This window comes from Nioella ostreopsis, from assembly GCF_004000255.1.
Taxonomy (GTDB): domain Bacteria; phylum Pseudomonadota; class Alphaproteobacteria; order Rhodobacterales; family Rhodobacteraceae; genus Nioella; species Nioella ostreopsis.
The window spans coordinates 107,712-125,327 of record NZ_RCIQ01000006.1 but is presented as its reverse complement, the minus strand read 5'-3'; the positions used below and the strand labels follow the sequence as shown (position 1 = coordinate 125,327).

At 64.8% G+C, this 17,616-nt stretch carries 15 protein-coding genes; 7 read left to right on the top strand and 8 right to left on the bottom strand.

Features of this window, described 5'->3' with window-relative positions; translation table 11 throughout:
* The 7 genes from nadA to EP237_RS08650 form a co-directional block, all read right to left on the bottom strand.
* Positions 1 to 1,053, bottom strand: a complete 1,053-nt coding sequence (nadA, locus tag EP237_RS08680) for a quinolinate synthase NadA (RefSeq protein ID WP_127560178.1) — start codon at positions 1,051 to 1,053, stop codon at positions 1 to 3.
* A gap of 146 nt (positions 1,054 to 1,199) precedes the next feature.
* A complete protein-coding gene (locus EP237_RS08675; protein WP_127560176.1) occupies positions 1,200 to 1,403 on the bottom strand; it encodes a formate dehydrogenase subunit delta in 204 nt (67 codons plus the stop codon).
* Entirely contained in the window at positions 1,393 to 2,211 is an 819-nt protein-coding gene (gene fdhD, locus EP237_RS08670) for a formate dehydrogenase accessory sulfurtransferase FdhD (RefSeq protein ID WP_127560174.1), read from the bottom strand. Before fdhD ends, EP237_RS08675 begins: the two co-directional genes overlap by 11 nt.
* A 2-nt stretch (positions 2,212 to 2,213) precedes the next feature.
* Positions 2,214 to 5,114, bottom strand: a complete 2,901-nt coding sequence (gene fdhF / locus EP237_RS08665; protein WP_127560172.1) for a formate dehydrogenase subunit alpha — start codon at positions 5,112 to 5,114, stop codon at positions 2,214 to 2,216.
* Between the two features lie 109 nt (positions 5,115 to 5,223).
* Complete coding sequence (locus EP237_RS08660) at positions 5,224 to 6,741, bottom strand: formate dehydrogenase beta subunit (RefSeq protein WP_127560170.1); 1,518 nt, start codon at positions 6,739 to 6,741, stop codon at positions 5,224 to 5,226.
* Complete coding sequence (locus EP237_RS08655) at positions 6,738 to 7,214, bottom strand: formate dehydrogenase subunit gamma (protein WP_127560168.1); 477 nt, start codon at positions 7,212 to 7,214, stop codon at positions 6,738 to 6,740. Before EP237_RS08655 ends, EP237_RS08660 begins: the two co-directional genes overlap by 4 nt.
* Positions 7,215 to 7,303: 89 nt before the next feature.
* A complete protein-coding gene (locus EP237_RS08650; protein WP_127560166.1) occupies positions 7,304 to 8,191 on the bottom strand; it encodes a LysR family transcriptional regulator in 888 nt (295 codons plus the stop codon).
* Between the two features lie 259 nt (positions 8,192 to 8,450).
* Between EP237_RS08650 and EP237_RS08645 the strand changes: the two genes are divergently transcribed.
* From EP237_RS08645 to EP237_RS08620, 6 genes are read left to right on the top strand one after another with little or no spacing between them, the layout of a single operon-like run.
* Positions 8,451 to 9,752, top strand: coding sequence for an amidohydrolase family protein (locus tag EP237_RS08645; RefSeq protein WP_127560164.1), 1,302 nt, complete (start codon positions 8,451 to 8,453; stop codon positions 9,750 to 9,752).
* 27 nt (positions 9,753 to 9,779) lie between these two features.
* Positions 9,780 to 10,763 carry a BMP family protein gene (locus EP237_RS08640; protein ID WP_127560162.1) on the top strand — a complete coding sequence of 328 codons (984 nt, stop codon included), beginning with the start codon at positions 9,780 to 9,782 and terminating at the stop codon, positions 10,761 to 10,763.
* 13 nt (positions 10,764 to 10,776) lie between these two features.
* On the top strand, positions 10,777 to 12,135 hold the full coding sequence (locus tag EP237_RS08635) for an amidase (protein WP_164744666.1): 1,359 nt from the start codon (positions 10,777 to 10,779) through the stop codon (positions 12,133 to 12,135).
* Positions 12,132 to 13,652 carry an ABC transporter ATP-binding protein gene (locus tag EP237_RS08630; protein ID WP_127560158.1) on the top strand — a complete coding sequence of 507 codons (1,521 nt, stop codon included), beginning with the start codon at positions 12,132 to 12,134 and terminating at the stop codon, positions 13,650 to 13,652. The genes EP237_RS08635 and EP237_RS08630 overlap by 4 nt, the downstream gene beginning before the upstream one ends.
* The gene (locus EP237_RS08625; RefSeq protein WP_127560156.1) at positions 13,642 to 14,685 is read left to right on the top strand and encodes an ABC transporter permease; all 1,044 of its coding nucleotides are present in this window, start codon (positions 13,642 to 13,644) and stop codon (positions 14,683 to 14,685) included. Before EP237_RS08630 ends, EP237_RS08625 begins: the two co-directional genes overlap by 11 nt.
* Positions 14,682 to 15,623, top strand: a complete 942-nt coding sequence (locus EP237_RS08620) for an ABC transporter permease (RefSeq protein ID WP_127560153.1) — start codon at positions 14,682 to 14,684, stop codon at positions 15,621 to 15,623. Before EP237_RS08625 ends, EP237_RS08620 begins: the two co-directional genes overlap by 4 nt.
* Here EP237_RS08620 and EP237_RS08615 read toward each other — a convergent pair.
* Positions 15,620 to 16,276 (bottom strand): GntR family transcriptional regulator, encoded by a 657-nt coding sequence (locus EP237_RS08615; RefSeq protein WP_127560151.1) that lies wholly within the window; start codon positions 16,274 to 16,276, stop codon positions 15,620 to 15,622. The genes EP237_RS08620 and EP237_RS08615 overlap by 4 nt on opposite strands.
* A gap of 259 nt (positions 16,277 to 16,535) precedes the next feature.
* On the opposite strand from EP237_RS08615, the gene EP237_RS08610 reads away from it, so the two are divergent.
* Complete coding sequence (locus EP237_RS08610; protein WP_127560149.1) at positions 16,536 to 17,612, top strand: Gfo/Idh/MocA family protein; 1,077 nt, start codon at positions 16,536 to 16,538, stop codon at positions 17,610 to 17,612.
* Positions 17,613 to 17,616 lie beyond the last annotated feature (4 nt).

The window sequence follows — 17,616 nt, the reverse complement described above, 5'->3', positions numbered from 1 at the left end:
TCAGATCCCCAACTGCCGAGACAGGTCGATCATCCGCTGGACGGCCAACCGGGCCTTCACGGCAACCTCCTCATCCACATGCACCTCGGGCGACATGGTGTGAAGCGACCAGAGCACCTTTTCCAGCGTGATCTTCTTCATGTAGGGGCACATGTTGCAGGGGCCGACGAATTCGACCTCGGGCAGCGCGTCGGCGATGTTGGAGGCCATCGAGCATTCCGTCAGCAGCATCGCGTTTTCGGGCTTTTCGCGCGCGACGTAGTCGATGATCCCCTTGGTGGAGCCAGAGAAATCGGAGGCATCCACGACGGATGGCGGGCATTCGGGATGCGCGATGATGCGGGTGCCGGGGTTCCATTCGCGGAAATCCCTGATGTCTTCCGCCGTGAACTGTTCGTGCACGATGCACGATCCTTCCCACCAGACCACGTTTTTCTGCGGCACGTCGCGGGCGACGTTCTGGGCCAGATACTGGTCGGGGGTCATGATCACGGTGTCGCTGTCCATCGCGGCCACGATCTGCGCAGCATTGGATGAGGTGCAGCAGATGTCGGAGGCGGCCTTCACCTCGGCCGTGGTGTTCACGTAGGACACGACCGGCGCGCCGGGGTATTTGGCGCGCATTTCCGCGATGCCCTCGGCGGTGATGCTTTCAGCCAGAGAACAGCCCGCTTCCATATCCGGCATCAGCACACGCTTTTCGGGGCTGAGGATCTTGGAGGTCTCGGCCATGAAATGCACGCCACATTGCACGATCACCTCGGCATCGGTGCGCTGCGCTTCCATCGCCAGTTGCAGGCTGTCGCCGACGAAATCAGAAATCCCGTGATAGATGTCCGGCGTCATGTAGTTATGCGCGAGGATCACCGCGTTCCGTTCCCGCTTCAACCGGTTGATCGCGGCCACATAGGGCGCATGGCGTACCCAGTCCATGGGGCTGACCACGCGGTCCATCTTCGCATAGATCGGGGCCAGCTCTTCGGCCAGGTCTGCATTGGGCGCGAGATCATAAGCCTCGGTCAGGCTATCGCGCATGGCAGTGATATCGAGCATCTCAGCCCTCCAGGTGACGACCCCCTGCACGGATCGGGTGGCGCCTTCTGTCATGACGTGTGGGCAGCTTCAAGCCATTGCAAGGGCGCAGGGCGTTAACCTGCGCCCTATAAAGGATAATTTGATGCCGATAGGCGTCAGAAATGTCAGATCTTCTGTGCCGCGTCCAGCACCAGCGCATCCAGACCCTTGCCACCTTCGGAGACATAGGATTGCAGCTGTGCGCGCATGCGCGGGTCCCAGAAATCGCTCAGATGGGCGGCGATCCGGTCGGCCTGATCGGTGCCCGGTTGGGTCTTGAAGAAGGTGGCGATCTGGTTGGCCATGGTGACCATTTTCTCAGGGGACATCTTGGGCCTCGGGGATGATGCGATGCGGATGGGAATAGAGATCGAAGCCGCCGCCACGGGCAAAGGCGGCAACGGTAATGCCAGCGGCGTCGGCAAGCGTCAGGGCATGGGCCGTGGGGGCGGACACGGCGATCAGCATGGGGCAACCGGCCATCGCGGCCTTCTGCACCAGTTCGACCGATATGCGGCTGGTCAGCACGAACGCGCCGCTGGCCGGGTCGATGCCTTGCAGGGCCAACGCACCGATGAGCTTGTCGAGCGCATTGTGCCGGCCCACGTCTTCGCGGGCCAGAACGATCCCCTGCCCCGGAACCATGAACCCCGCCGCGTGAACCGCATGGGTCTGGTCATGCAGGGGCTGAAGGCCGCGCAGCGCGTCGGTCGCACTCGCAACTTCCCCGGCAGGAAGCCGGAGATCCGATTGCACCACTGGCAGCGTGCGGGTCGCTTCCTCCAGGCTGTCGATGCCGCAGAGGCCGCAACCCACAGGCCCCATCATCCGGCGGCGCCGGGTTTCCAGCGCCTGCGACCGCTCGCCCACAAGCCAGAACCGGGCTTCGATTCCGGCCTCATGCTCCACCACCTCGAAATCCTCGATCTGGTCGAGCCGGGTGATGAACCCTTCCGTCAGGGAAAAGCCATGGGCGAAATCGGCGATGTCGCCGGGGGTTGCCATCATCACGGCCTGGGTGGAGCCATCATAGACCATCGCAACCGGCACCTCTTCGGGCAGGTTGCGGCGGACGGCCAGCTGGCCGTCCGCCTGGACCGAGAGGCCCGCCAGAGATCGTGACAGGGGCAGCGCCATCGCTATTCCGCCGCGGGCAGGATGCGGCGCGATTGAGCCGCCTGCGCGTTGTAGTCTTCCTGCCATTCCGACGGCCCATTCGAGGGCGCGACCTGCACCGCCGTCACCTTGTATTCCGGGCAGTTGGTGGCCCAGTCCGAGAAATCGGTGGTGATGACATTGGCTTGCGTGTCAGGGTGGTGGAAGGTGGTGTAGACCACGCCGGGGCTGACCCGGTCGGTGATCTTCGCGCGCAGGGTGGTTTCGCCCGACCGCGAGGCCAGCCGCACCCAATCGCCGTCTTTCAGGCCACGGTTCTCCGCGTCATGGGGGTGGATTTCCAGCACATCCTCATCGTGCCACACCACGTTGTCGGTCCGCCGGGTCTGCGCGCCCACATTGTACTGGGACAGGATGCGCCCGGTGGTCAACAGCAGCGGGAAGCGCGGGCCGGTCTTTTCATCGGTCGCCACGTATTCGGTGACGATGAACCGCCCCTTGCCGCGCACGAACCCGTCGACATGCATGAGCGGCGTGCCCTCCGGCGCGCTGTCATTGCAGGGCCACTGGACCGAGCCACGTTCCTCCAGCATCTCGTAGGTGACATTGGCGAAACCGGGGGTGGTCGCCGCAATCTCTTCCATGATCTGGGAGGGGTGGGTGTAGTGCCAGCCCGCGCCCATGGCATTGGCCAGCATCTGGGTGACTTCCCAGTCGGCATAGCCGTTGCGCGGTGCCATCACCTTGCGCACGCGGTTGATGCGGCGTTCGGCATTGGTGAAGGTCCCGTCCTTTTCGAGGAAGGTCGAGCCGGGCAGGAAGACATGGGCGTAATTCGCGGTCTCGTTCAGGAAGAGGTCATGCACGATCACGCATTCCATCGCCGCCAGACCCGCCGCCACATGCTTGGTATCGGGGTCCGATTGCAGGATGTCCTCGCCCTGGCAATAGAGCCCCTTGAAGGTGCCATCGACGGCGGCGTCCAGCATGTTGGGAATGCGCAGGCCGGGTTCGGGGTCGATCTCGACGCCCCAGGCCTTCTCAAAAATCTCGCGCACTTCGGGCATCTTCACATGGCGATAGCCCGGCAGTTCATGCGGGAAGCTGCCCATATCGCAAGCGCCCTGCACGTTGTTCTGCCCGCGCAGCGGGTTCACGCCCACGCCCTTGCGACCGAGATTGCCGGTCAGCATGGCTAGGTTGGCGATGCCCATCACGGTGGTGGAGCCCTGGCTATGTTCCGTTACGCCCAGACCGTAATAGATCGCGCCATTGCCGCCGGTGGCGAAGAGCCGCGCGGCCTTGCGCAGTTCCTCGGCCGGGACGCCGGTCAACATCTCATTGGCCTCGGGGCTGTGGCGCGGATCGGAGACGAATTCCGCGTATTCCTGGAATTCCTCCCAATCGCAGCGTTCACGGATGAAGGTCTCATCCATCAGCCCTTCGGTCACGATCACATGGGCGAGCGAGGTCACGACAGACACATTGGTGCCCGGACGCAGCGGCAGGTGATGGGCGGCCTTGATATGGGCCGATTTCACCAGATCAATCCGGCGCGGGTCGATGACGATCAGCTGTGCCCCGGCGCGCAGGCGCTTCTTGAGCCGCGAGGCAAAGACCGGGTGGCCATCGGTGGGGTTCGCGCCGATCACGATCACCACGTCGGTATGTTCGACGCTGTCGAAATCCTGCGTGCCCGCCGAGGTGCCGAAGGTTTGGCCCAGACCATAGCCAGTCGGCGAATGGCAGACCCGCGCGCAGGTATCGGTGTTGTTGTTGCCGAACACGCCGCGCGCCAGTTTCTGCACGAGGTAGGTTTCCTCGTTGGTGCAGCGGCTGGAGGTGATGACGCCGATGGACTTCTTGCCATAGGTCTCCTGCAGACCGCGCATCTTGGTGGCGGCGAAGCTCAGCGCCTCGTCCCAGCTGACTTCCTTCCACGGCTGATCAATGCTGTCGCGGATCATCGGATTCAGGATGCGGTCGGTGTGGGTGGCGTAGCCATAGGCGAAGCGACCCTTCACGCAGGAATGACCCCGGTTCGCCTTGCCGTGCTTGTAAGGCACCATGCGGACGAGGTCATCGCCATTCAGTTCCGCCTTGAAGGAACAGCCCACCCCGCAATAGGCGCAGGTGGTGATGACGGAGCGTTCGGGCGTGCCCAGTTCGATCACCGATTTTTCCTGCAGGGTCGCGGTCGGGCAGGCCTGCACGCAGGCGCCGCAGCTGACGCAATCGGAGGTCAGGAAATCATCCGTCGCGGCCCCGGCGGAGACGCGGCTGTCGAAGCCCCGGCCCTGAATCGTCAGCGCGAAGGTGCCCTGCACTTCCTCGCAGGCACGCACGCAGCGGCTGCAGACGATGCATTTGGACGGATCATAGGTGAAGTAGGGGTTCGAGTCGTCCTTGGGCAGCCATTCGGGGTTTGCCTGCCCACTGGTGTCGCGTGCCATGAAATGGTTGGCGAAACCGCCCGATTTGGGTTCTTCGTAGCGCACGTCGCGCAGGCCGACCATGCCCGCCATGTCCTGCAGCTCGCAATCGCCATTGGCCGCGCAAGTCAGGCAGTCGAGCGGGTGGTCGGAGATGTAAAGCTCCATCACCCCCTTGCGGATCTTCTTGACCTTCTGGGACTGGGTGTGAACCACCATGCCCTCGGCCACCGGCGTGGTGCAGGAGGCAGGCGTGCCACGACGCCCCTCGATTTCCACCACGCACAGGCGGCAGGACCCGAAAGCCTCCAGGCTGTCGGTCGCGCACAGCTTGGGGATCTGCATCCCGGCCTCGGAGGCCGCGCGCATGACCGAGGTGCCTTCAGGCACGGTCACGTCGAACCCGTCGATCGTCAGGGTGACGGGCTTGCCTTCCTTGGCGGGGGTGCCGAAATCGCGATCGGCGTCCCAGGGAATGATCAGGTCTTTCATGCCACAACCTCCATCGCCTTCATCTTGGCGAAAATACCTCGGGGGGTCCGGGGGGCAGCGCCCCCCGGCTGATCGACGCCGAAGGCGGCGAAACCACTCATAGACAGGCTCATTCCGCGGCCTCCTTCTGGCGCGCGAAATCGTCGGGGAAATGCGTGAGCGCCGACATCACCGGGAAGGGCGTGAAGCCGCCAAGCGCGCAGAGCGAGCCGTCCTTCATGGTCTCGCACAGGTCCGTCAGCAGCGGGATGGCAGAGGCGTCGCCTTCCGCGATCCGGTCGATGGTCTCGACGCCGCGCACCGCACCGATCCGGCAGGGGGTGCATTTCCCGCAAGACTCAATCGCGCAGAATTCCATGGCGAAGCGCGCCATTTTCAGCATGTCGGCGGTCTCATCGAAGATCACCACACCCGCATGGCCAATGAGCCCGCCCGCATGGTCAAACTCCTCGTAGCCGAAGGGCGTGTCGAACTGGTCGGGATGCAGATAGGCGCCCAGAGGCCCGCCCACCTGAACCGCCTTCACCGGACGGCCAGAGGCGGTGCCGCCTGCGATGTCGTTCACCAGCGTGCCAATCGGCATGCCGAAGGCCGTTTCAAACAGCCCGCCAAACTTCACATTCCCCGCGATCTGGATCGGCATGGTGCCCTTGGACCGGCCAAGCCCGAAGCCCGCGTAATGCGCGGCACCCTTCTCGAAGATAACCGGCACCGTCGCGAGCGACAGCACGTTGTTCACCACAGTGGGCTTGCCGAGGAAGCCTTCGAGCGCAGGCAGCGGCGGCTTGGCGCGCACGATGCCGCGCTTGCCTTCGAGGGAGTTCAGCAGAGAGGTTTCCTCGCCGCATACGTAAGCCCCCGCGCCCACACGGATTTCCATGTCGAAACCCTTGCCGGAGCCGAGAACATCCGCGCCCAGAACGCCCGCCGCCCGTGCCCTGCGCACGGCCTCTTCCATCACCGCAATCGCGTCGGGGTATTCGGAGCGCAAGTAGACATAGCCCTTGGTCGCGCCGACACCGAGGCCCGCGATGGCCATGCCCTCGATCAGGCAGAAGGGGTCGCCTTCCATCACCATGCGGTCGGCGAAGGTGCCGCTGTCGCCCTCATCGGCGTTGCAGACGATGTATTTCTGGTCAGCTTCCGCGCCCAGAACCGTGTTCCACTTGATCCCCGTGGGGAAGCCCGCGCCGCCCCGGCCGCGCAGGCCGGACTCGGTGACTTCCTTGACGATCTCTGCACCGCTCATCGCAATCGCGCGGCGCAGACCGGCGAGCCCGCCGTGGGCCTCGTAATCGGCGAGGTCCAGCGGGTCGATCACGCCCACGCGGGCGAAGGTCAGGCGGGTTTGCTTGGCGAGGAAGGGGATCTCTTCAACGGGGCCGAGCGAGGCCAGCTTGCCGTCGAGCAGCGCGGGCACGTCTTCAACCGAAACCGGGCCATAGCCCACGCGGGTGCCGTCCTGATCCACTTCCACCAGCGGTTCCAGCCAGATCATGCCGCGGGTGCCGTTGCGGATCACCTGCACATCAAGGCCGCGGGCAGCGGCCTCAGCGGCAATCGCCTCTGCCACCTCATCCGCGCCAAGCGCCTTGGCGGCGCTGTCGAGGGGAACGTAGATCTTCATGCGCCCGCCTCCGCCAGCAGTTTCGCCATTTTCGCGTCATCGACGCGGCCCACCACCTTGTTGTCCACCATCGCGGCGGGGCCGCAGGCGCAAAGCCCGAGGCAGTAGACCGGCTCGATCGTCACCGCGCCATTGGCGGTCGTGCCTTGCCATTCTGTTCCCAGCTTCTCTAGCGTGCGCGCGGCCAGCGCGTCGGCGCCCACGGCCTGGCAGGCTTCGGCGCGGCAAATCTTGACCACGTGACGGCCCGCCGGAACCTCGCGGAAATCGTGGTAAAAGCTCATTACCCCGTGCACCTCGGCGCGGGTTATGTTCAGCGCATCGGCGATCACCGGCAGCGCGCCTTCCGGCACACAACCGAACGCATCCTGCAACGCATGAAAAATGGGAAGAAGCGGTCCTTCGAGATGCAGTTGAGAGGCGACGATCTCTCGGATCTCCTCTGCACTCGGGGCGGGCTGGGAAAGGGACATGGCTGGCTCCGGTCTTGTCAGGGCCGTATTCACCCGCGCGACCTTCGTGATTCAATATCGCTTTTCCGTTGGTTGATAGGAATTTTCTATCAAGATACCTCCGACATGCGGCGTGCTTCGGACAAGAGTGCATCCAGCACCGGGGTATGGGGTTCGCGCCACGGCGCGACCAGCCCCACGGAATGCCCCCTGCCCGCCCCGGAAAGCGGAATGATTTCAAGGGGTTTCCCCCCGGTCAGGAAGCGCGCCATATCGGCGGGCAGCACCGTCAGAAAGCCCCCTTCCAGCACGTTTGCCACCAGAACCACCGTCGAATTCGACTCCACCGTCGCCTCTGGCACCACGCCCGCACTCTCGAAGTTTTTATTGATGATCCGCCGGTTCTGCATGTCCGGCGTCAGAAGGCACAGTTTTTGACCCTCCAGATCACGCCAGCGCACCTCTTTTCGCCCCGCGAAGGGGGAATCGCTGCGGCAGACCAGCATGTAGCGTTCTTCATAGAGCGCTTCGGTGCTGACGCGGCCCGTGGGTTCGTTGTCGAGATAGGAAATCCCCGCATCCACATCGAGATTTTCGATCATCGTCAGGATCTCGATCGAGGTGCGCGACAGGATTGTGAAACGCACATTCGGGTTCTTTTCGGTGAAGCGCGTGGTCAGTTTTCCCGCCCAGGTCAGCGCCGTGGGAATGACCGCGATGCGCAACTGCCCGGCCAGACCGTGGCGCGAAAACCGCATCTCTTCGCGCAACTGGCGCGCGTCGCCCACGATCTTGCGCGCCCAGACCAGCGCGCTCTGCCCCTCCGGCGTTAACCCGCCATAGCGCGAGCCGCGAAAGATCAGCTGAACACCGAGCTGTTCCTCCAGTTGTTTGATCCCCGCCGACAGCGTCGGCTGCGTGATCCCGAGGGTTTGGGCAGCACGACCGAAATGGGCCTCTTTCGCCACCGCGATGAACATCTCCAGCTTGTCGAGCATAATAGAGGATTCCTATCGAAGCTGCGCATATTGATAGCCGATCCGGGCCTTTCAGAAAAGGGCACCCGCCAAGCTGATTCGGCTTTTCAACTGGGGTCGAGCTGCGCAAAGCTTCCCCAACGGCACCTATTTGCAGGCAATCGCCACTGATAAGTGCCGGAAAATGTGACAGAAGCGATTTTTCCGGGCAAATTCCACGAAAGGTTTGGGGATTTTGCGAAATTTATTTACCATATAGTCAAAAATCGGGAGATGGGGGATGCTGGACATCATCATAAGGCAGGCAAACCTGCCGGACGGACAGGGGCCGGTGGATATCGCCATCCAGGGCGACAAGATCGCAGAGATCGCGCCCCGGATCGACGCCGAAGCACGGGACGAGATCGAGGCGACGGGCCGCCTCGTCTGCCCGCCCTTCACCGATACGCATTTCCACATGGACGCGACGCTGAGCCTCGGCCTGCCGCGCATGAATGTCTCGGGCACGCTGCTGGAGGGCATTGCGCTCTGGGGCGAGCTGAAACCGCTGCTGACGCCCGAGGCGGTGATCGAACGTGCGTTGCGCTATTGCGATCTGGCGGTGTCTCAGGGGCTGTTGGCGATCCGGTCGCATGTAGACGTGTCCACCGCACCGCTGGTGGGGGTCGAGGCGCTGCTGGAGGTGCGCAGACAGGTTGCGCCCTATATCGACCTGCAACTGGTGGCCTTCCCGCAGGACGGGCTCTATCGCGCGGAAAAGGCAGAGGAAAACCTGATCCGCTCGCTCGATATGGGGGTCGATGTGGTGGGCGGCATCCCGCATTTCGAACGCACCATGGCCGAGGGCGCGCGCTCGGTCACGCGGCTGGCCGAAATCGCGGCGGAACGTGGCCTGATGCTGGACCTGCATTGCGACGAGAGCGACGATCCGATGTCGCGCCATGTGGAAACGCTGGCCTATGAGACCACGCGGCTCGGGCTTGGCGGGCGGGTCACGGCCAGCCACGTCACCGCAATGCATTCCTATGATAATTACTATGCGTCGAAGCTGATCCCGCTGATCGCCGAAAGCGGCATGAATGTGGTGCCCAATCCGCTGATCAACATCACACTGCAGGGCCGCTCCGACAGCTATCCGCGCCGTCGCGGCCTGACCCGCGTGCCGGAACTGCGCGCGGCAGGCGTCAACGTGGCCTTCGGGCAGGATTGCACGATGGATCCTTGGTATTCGCTCGGGTCCGCCGACATGCTGGAAGTGGCCCATATGGGCGTGCATGCGGTGCCGATGACCTCGCGCGAGGCGATGGAATGGGCCTTTACATCCGTCACGCAGAACGGCGCCAAGGCCATGGGCCTGCCCGACCCCACGATCCGCAAGGGCGGCCCGGCGAGCATGGTCGTGCTGCAGGCGAAAGACCCGATCGAGGCGGTGCGGATGAAGGCCACAAGGCTGGCCGTTCTGAAACACGGCAAGGTGCTGGCCCGAACGGCCCCGCGTCTGGCGGAATTGTCCCTGCCCGGCCGCCCAGAAACGCTCGACCCGGCGGATTACGCGCCGGTATCGGCAACTGACCCGAAATAACCGAGAACCAACAGAGAGGATTCCCCCATGAAACTCACCACCACCCGCCGTCAGCTGATGATCGGTGCCGCCGCGACGCTCGCCACGCCTGCCTTCGTGCGCCGCGTGAATGCGCAATCGACGGTCCGCATTGCCGGTATCCATGCCAGCCCCGTTGAAAACGCCTGGAACAGCCGCATCCACCTGGCCATGCAGGACGCCGCGGCCTCGGGCCTGATCGAGTATGAATTCTCCGAAGGCGTCGCTGCCACCGACTACCCCCGCGCCATGCGCCAATATGCCGAGGGCGGCGCCGATATCGTCTGGGGCGAGTCCTACGCCGTGGAACGCGAGGCGCGCGAAGTGGCGGGCGACTATCCTGACACGGCGTTCCTGATGGGGTCCTCCGGCGGGCCGGATGGCGACAATTTCGGCGTCTTCGGCACCCGCAACCACGAGGCGGCGTATCTGGCGGGGATGCTGGCGGGCCATATGTCGGAAAGCAATGTCTACGGCTCGGTCGGCGGCTACCCGATCCCCGAGGTGAATCTGCTGATCAATGCATTCCGCATGGGTGTGAGCGAGGTGAACCCCGATGCGACCTTCCTCAACGGCTTCATCGGCGCCTGGTTCGACCCGGCCCGCGCACAGGAAGCCGCGATTGCCCAGATCGACGCGGGCGCGGATATCCTCTTTGGCGAGCGCATTGGCACGGCAGACGCGGCGCAGGCGCGTGGCGTCAAGGCCATTGGTTCGCTCATCGACTACACGCCGCGCTATCCCGGCACGGTCTTCGCCAACGCGATCTGGAACTACGGGCCGACCATCGCGGCAATCGTGGCGGATGTGCAGGCGGGCAACGCAACAGGCCGGAACTACACCGAATATTCCTTCATGGCCCATGGCGGGAACGAGCTGATCTACGTGGCCGACGAGGTGCCCGCAGACGCGATCCCGGCAATGGAGGCCAAGCAGGCGGCCATCGCCGCGGGCGAATGGGATGTTCCGATCGACGAAAGCGAACCGGCCTGATCGGAACGCAGACGTGATTGACGCCACGGCCCTTGCCGCCGCCATTGCCGAGGGGCGGGTCTCCGCCGCTAACGTGATGGAGGCCAGCCTTGCCGCCTGCCATGCGCAGGAGGCTTTGGGGGCCGTGGTGCATCTGGATGAAGACATGGCCCGCGCGGGGGCTACGGCGGCGGATGCGCTGCCAATGGATCAGCGCGGACCGTTTCATGGGGTGCCCTTCCTCGTGAAGGACCTGGGCGGGGTTGCCAAGGGCCTGCCGCAAGGTGCCGGGTCCACCGCGATCCGGGCTCAGGCGCGCATGCCAGAGGCCGACAGTCACCTCTTGCAAGACCTGCGGCGCACGGGTCTCATCCCCTTTGGCATCAGTGCGACGCCCCCGTTTGGCCTGTCGCTGACCTGCGAACCCGAGGGCCTGCCGCCCGCCCGCAACCCGTGGAACCCCGACCTCACCCCCGGCGGATCGTCGGGCGGCGCGGCGGCGGCGGTCGCGGCCGGGATCGTCGCCATCGCCCATGCGACCGATGCCGCCGGGTCGATCCGCGTGCCCGCCGCCTGTTGTGGTCTGACCGGATTGAAGCCCTCGCGCGGGGCCATCCCCGGAGGCCCCGATTTCGCCAATCACCTGATGGGGATCGCGTCGGAACTGGTGCTGGCGCGGTCTGTCCGCGACGTGGAGACCGCCTTCGGCGCGGTCTACCAGCCTCTCGCGCCCTTCCATCTGTCGGAGCGCCCGCGCATTGCCCTCGCCCTGCCCGAGCGCTGTGGCCCCGATCAGCAGCGCGCAGCGAAAGAGGCCGCCGAGGCGCTGCGCGACGCGGGTTGCGAAGTGCATGACGTGCCCGCACCCGACCGAATGGGGGCAGAGGCCCATGCCATCGCCCGCACCATTTTGGCGGTGTCGCTGGCCGAGTGGCTGGCCGCGCTGAAAATCCCCGATGACGCCGTTCCGCCCCTCGCTGCTGCCATGGCCGCCGAAGGACGCGCGACGCCCGCAACCGCGCTTTTCGCCGCTTCCCGGCAGTTGGCGCGCCTGACGAACCGGTCCCGCAAGCTCTTTGTCGCGGCTGACGCGGTGCTGATGCCGGTCCTGTCTTCTACCCCCCTGCCCGTGGGCGCGCTCGACCTGTCGGGAAGCGACCCCGAGGCGCATATGGCCAAGCTGGAGGCTTTCGCCCCCAATGCCGCGCTCGCCAATGTCGCGGGGCTGCCGGCCATGGCCCTGCCCTTCGGCTTGGCCGATGGCCTGCCTCTTGGCGTGCAACTGATCGGCCCGCCGGGATCGGATTTCGCGCTGCTTTCGCTGGCGCGGATGATCGAGGCCCGCGCCCCCGCCCTTTCCTTCCCCTTCCCAATCGCAGGCCTGCCCGCATGACCAAGGTTCTGGAGCTTCACAACATCACCAAGCGGTTCGGCGCGCTGACCGCCAATGATGACGTGACCCTGACGCTCGATCAGGGCGAGATCCTCGCGCTTCTGGGGGAAAATGGCGCCGGGAAAACGACGCTGATGAACATCCTCTTCGGCCATTACGCCGCCGACGAGGGCACCGTGCGCGTCTTCGGGCAGGACCTGCCCCCCGGCCTGCCCCGCGCGGCCATCGCGGCGGGCGTGGGCATGGTGCACCAGCATTTCACGCTGGCGGGCAACCTGACGGTTCTGGAAAACGTGATGCTTGGGTCGGAGCCGCTGACGCGGCTGAAATCGGCGCGGGGTGAAGCGAAGAGGAAGCTGATGGCGATCGCCGACCGCTTCGGCCTGCCGGTGAAGCCCGAGGCGAAGATCAGTTCGCTATCCGTGGGCGAGCGGCAGCGGGTGGAGATCCTGAAAGCGCTCTACCGTGATGCGCGGGTGCTCATTCTCGACGAACCCACGGCGGTTCTGGCCCGGCCGGAGGCGATGCGGCTCTTCGAAACGTTGCGCGACATGACCAAGGAAGGCCTGTCGCTCATCTTCATCAGCCACAAGCTGCACGAGGTCATGGCGGCTTCGGACCGGGTCGCTGTGCTGCGTGGTGGCAAGATGGTGGCCGAACGGCGCACAAGGGAAACGACCCCCGGTGAACTCGCGGAACTGATGGTGGGCCGCAAGGTGGAACGGCCCGTGCGCCACGACCACCAGATCGGCGCTCCGGTGCTGGTGGCGGACAAGGTGCGGGTGGAGGATGGTGGCGAAACCCGGCTCGATGACGTGTCCTTCACCGTTCATGCGGGCGAGATCCTGGGCATCGTCGGCGTGTCCGGCAACGGGCAGGCCGCGCTTGGCGCGCTTCTGTCGGGGCTGGCGCATCCGGCGTCGGGGACGCTGACGCTGGCGGATCAGGACGTGGGCCATCTGGGCCCGCGCGGCATGATCCGGGCAGGCGCGGGCCGGGTGCCGGAGGACCGCCATGCAGAGGGCGTGGTGGGCGAGCTGTCCCTCTGGGAAAACGCCGTGCTGGAACGGCTGCGCACGCCGGAGTTTTCGCGCCGGGGCTTCGTGCGGCAGGGGGCAGCGAAGGCCTACACCAATGACCTGATCAAGCGCTTCGACATTCGCGGGGCGGCGCCCGACACGCGGATCCGGCTGCTTTCCGGCGGCAATATGCAAAAGCTCATTCTTGGCCGCGTCCTGTCCAACGGGCCGCGTTTCGTGCTGGCCAACCAGCCGACGCGGGGCCTCGACGAGGGCGCGATTGCCGCCGTCCATGCGGAATTGCTGGCCGCGCGGGCCGAGGGCGCCGCGATCCTTCTTATATCAGAAGAACTGGAGGAAGCCGTGGCCCTGTCGGACCGCATTCAGGCCATCGTGAAAGGCCGCCTGTCGGAGCCCATTTCGGCGGACGAGGCCGACCCGCAACGATTGGGCCTGATGATGGCCGGTGTCTGGACGGAGGACGATCATGCGGCTTGAACGACGCGCCCATGTGCCCCTGCACCTTGTCATCCTCGCGCCGCTGGCGGCCGTCTTCGCGGCGCTTTTGCTGGCTGCGGGGCTGATCGCGGCGGCGGAGGTGAACCCGCTGACCGCCTATGGTGAGATGCTGCGCGGCGCGCTCGGCTCTCGTCTCTCGATCACCGAGATGCTGACGCGGGCAACGCCCTTGATCTTCACCGGGCTTGCCGCCGCCGTCGCCTTCCGCGCGCGGCTGTGGAATATCGGCGGCGAAGGGCAGTTCTTCGTCGGTGCGCTTGTCACTGCGTGGATCGGCCATTCCCTTGGCGTGCCGGGCTGGATCGGCGTGCCGCTTCTGATGCTCGCGGGCATGGCGGCGGGCGCGGCGCTGCTGGCGGGGCCCGCCTTCCTGCGGCTGCGGTTCGGGGTGGATGAGGTGGTGACGACGCTCCTGCTCAATTTCATCGTGATCCTCTTCGTGGGCCTGATGATCGAAGGCCCGCTGCGCGACCCGCTGGCCTTCGGCTGGCCCTCCTCCGTGCCGGTGGATGGCGATTTCCGCCTGCCCGATCTGGTGCCGCGCACGCGGCTGCACATCGGGCTCCTCTTCGCCATTGCCGCCGCCGGGGCCGTCTGGCTGGTGCTGGCGCGCACGGTGTTCGGGGCGGAGACGCGGGCCGCTGGCCTCAATGCCTCTGCCGCGGCCTTCGCGGGCATTTCCCTGCCACGGACCATCATGGGCGTCGCGCTGCTCTCTGGCGCGTTGGCTGGCCTCGCCGGATCGGTCGAGGTGATGGGCGTCACGGCGGGTGTCACCACCACCATGAGCCCCGGCTTCGGCTACGCGGGGATCGTCGTCGCGATGCTGGCCGCGCTACACCCTGCGGGCGTGGTCGCTGCCGCCGTCTTCGTGGCCACCGTCTTCGTCGGCGCCGATGCGATGAGCCGCGCTACTGGCGTTCCCAGCTTCATCGCCGATGTGATCGTGGCGCTCTGCCTTCTGACCATGCTGGTTGCCCTTCTCTTCACAACCTACCGGGTGCGCCGATGAGTGACGCGATTGACCTTCTGATGAATACGAGCCTCTGGGCCGCCGTCCTGCGCATCGCGACGCCACTGATCTTCGGGGTTCTCGGCGCGCTGCTCTGTGAACGCTCGGGCGTGCTGAACCTTGGGATCGAGGGTATCATGACCATGGGCGCGATGAGCGGCTGGCTCGCCGTCTATATGGGCGCGCCATTGCTGGTGGGGCTGATGGTGGCGGCCATTTGCGGGGCGTTGATGGGGTTGCTCCATGCCGCTCTCACCGTTCCCCTTGGGCTGTCGCAACACGTCTCGGGGCTTGGCATCACGCTCTTTGCCTCGGCGCTGGCCTATTACCTCTACCGGCTGATCGTCGTGGTGGGCGAAACCCCGCCCGCAATCGAGGCGTTTCAGCCTCTGGATCTGCCTGTCCTGTCGGACCTGCCGGTGATCGGGCCGATCCTGTTTTCGCAAAGCGTACCGACCTATCTGGCCCTGCTGTCGGTGGCGGTCATGGCCTATGTGCTGGCGCGCACCCCGCTTGGGCTGGCCATACGGATGACCGGCGAAAACCCCCATGCGGTCGAGGCGCAGGGGCTGAACCCGATCCGCATTCGCATCGGGGCCGTGGTGGCGGGGTCAGCGCTGATGGCCGTTGGCGGGGCCTTCCTGACCACGGCGGCGTTCAACAGCTTTTTCCCCGGCATGGTACAGGGGCGCGGCTGGATCTGCATTGCCTTGGTGGTCTTCGCCAGCTGGCGGCCGGGCAAGGCGTTGATCGGCGCGTTGCTGTTTGCGTTCTTCGACGCCTATCAGCTGCGCCTGCAAACGGCGATCGAGGGCGTGCCCTATCAGCTGTTCCTGATGGCCCCATACGTCCTGTCGATCGTCGCGCTGATCCTCGTGGCCCGCCGTGCAGAGGTCCCCGCCGCCCTGATGGCCCCCTACCGGCGTGGGGAGCGTTAGGAAAAAGCGGCCAGCGCGTGGGACAGGCCATTGCGGATATGGGTTTCCAGAATGGCCTGGGCCTTCGCAGCGTCCCGCGCGAGCGCCGCTTCGAACATCGCCCGATGTTCCTGCGCTGCGATCTCCCCCCGATGGGTCAGGACGAGCATCTGGTAGCGCAGATACTTGTCGAAGAGCGTGGCGTGAAGCGACAGCAGATTGCGGGAATTGCAGGCCTGGATCATCGCCAGATGAAATTCCCAGTCATAGCGCTTCCACTGTTCCTTGTTGGTTTCATCCCCGGACAGCATCTGCTTTTCCATCAGATGCAGCTTGTGATGGGCCGCCACCAGATTGCCTTCCCAATCCGCGTCCCCGTTCTCGATTGAGACTTTGAGAGCGGAGCATTCCAGCAGCACCCGTAAATCGGCGATCTCGATCAGATCCTCGCGCGAGACCGGGGTCACGAAGAACCCGCGCTGTTCCTCGGCGGAGACGAAGCCTTCGCTGGCCAGACGGTTCAGGGTTTCGCGCAAGGTGGACACGCTCGCGGCATAGCGCGATTTCAGCGGCTCCAGCTTCAGCTTCGATCCCGGCGCAAGCCGACCGAAGATAATGTCGCGTTTGATCGCGTCATAAGTGGTTGAGCCCACAGTGCTCAGCGTCTTGACCATACCGATCTCCTGCCCGGTATTCCTTCGTTTTCCCGACAAGTAGCAACTTGTCTGACAAGCTTCAATCTAGCAGGATTTTTTACGTTTTTCAAAATATCATAGATTATTGATTTTATCTGCTAGCGTGTCTATCGTCGATTCGACAAACAAGGACAGGGCGCAATGCCTCTGTGACAGACCGGACCAGAACAGACGTGACAGTAGCGCCCGACACACCACACACAAGCACCGATTGCCCCGGCTCGGGACATGCAGAGCCATGAATGGCCAGACACGCATTGCGATTGTCGGCGCGGGATTGGTCGGTCGACGTCACGCAGAGGCCATCTGGCGCAATCCGGGCGCGGACGTCTCCGCGATCGTCGACCCAAGTGATGAGGCCCGCCAATTCGCGGCAGAGCACGGAATTCCCTGCCACAGCAGCCTTGCGGAGCTCTTTGCCGCCGACCACCCCGATGGGGTCATCCTCTCCACCCCGACCCTGATGCATGTGGATCAGGGGCTGGAGTGCATTCGCAACCGCTGTGCCGTGCTGGTCGAAAAGCCGATCTCTGCCAGTGCCCAGGACGCCATGCGCCTTGTCCGGGCGGCAGAGCAGGCGGATGTGCCGCTGCTCGTCGGCCATCACCGCCGCCATAATCCGCTGGTCCAGAAGGCCAAGCAGATCATCGACAGCGGCGCCGTTGGCGCGATCCGCGCGGTGCATTCGCAGTGCTGGTTCTACAAGCCCGACCACTATTTCGACATCGCCCCGTGGCGGACCCGCAAAGGGGCCGGGCCGATCTCGGTCAATCTGGTGCATGACATCGACCTTCTGCGCCATCTCTGCGGCGAGATAACCAGCGTTCAGGCACAGGTCGCCCCGTCGAGCCGCGGCTTCGAGAACGAGGAAGTCGCCGGCGCGGTCATGCGGTTTGACAATGGCGCAATCGGCACTCTGACCCTGTCGGATGGCATTGTCGCGCCGTGGAGCTGGGAGCTGACCGCGCGCGAACATCCGGTCTATCCCCCCACATCCGAAAGCTGCTACCTGATCGGCGGCAGCGAGGCGTCCCTTTCGCTGCCCGATTGCACCTTGTGGAACCAGACCGGCAAGCGCGACTGGTGGGAACCGATCAACGCGACCACGGTTGCGCGCCCCTCCTCCGACCCGCTGGACAACCAGATCAAGCATTTCCTGTCGGTCATCGCCAGAGAGGCGGAGCCTCTGGTCTCTGGCCGGGAAGGCACCCGGACGCTGAGCGTGATCGAAGCCATTCAGAAATCCGCGCGAACCGGACAAGCGGAGGTGCCGGAAACCTTTGCGGACACACCCTCTGTCGGGGTGGCAATATGACGAC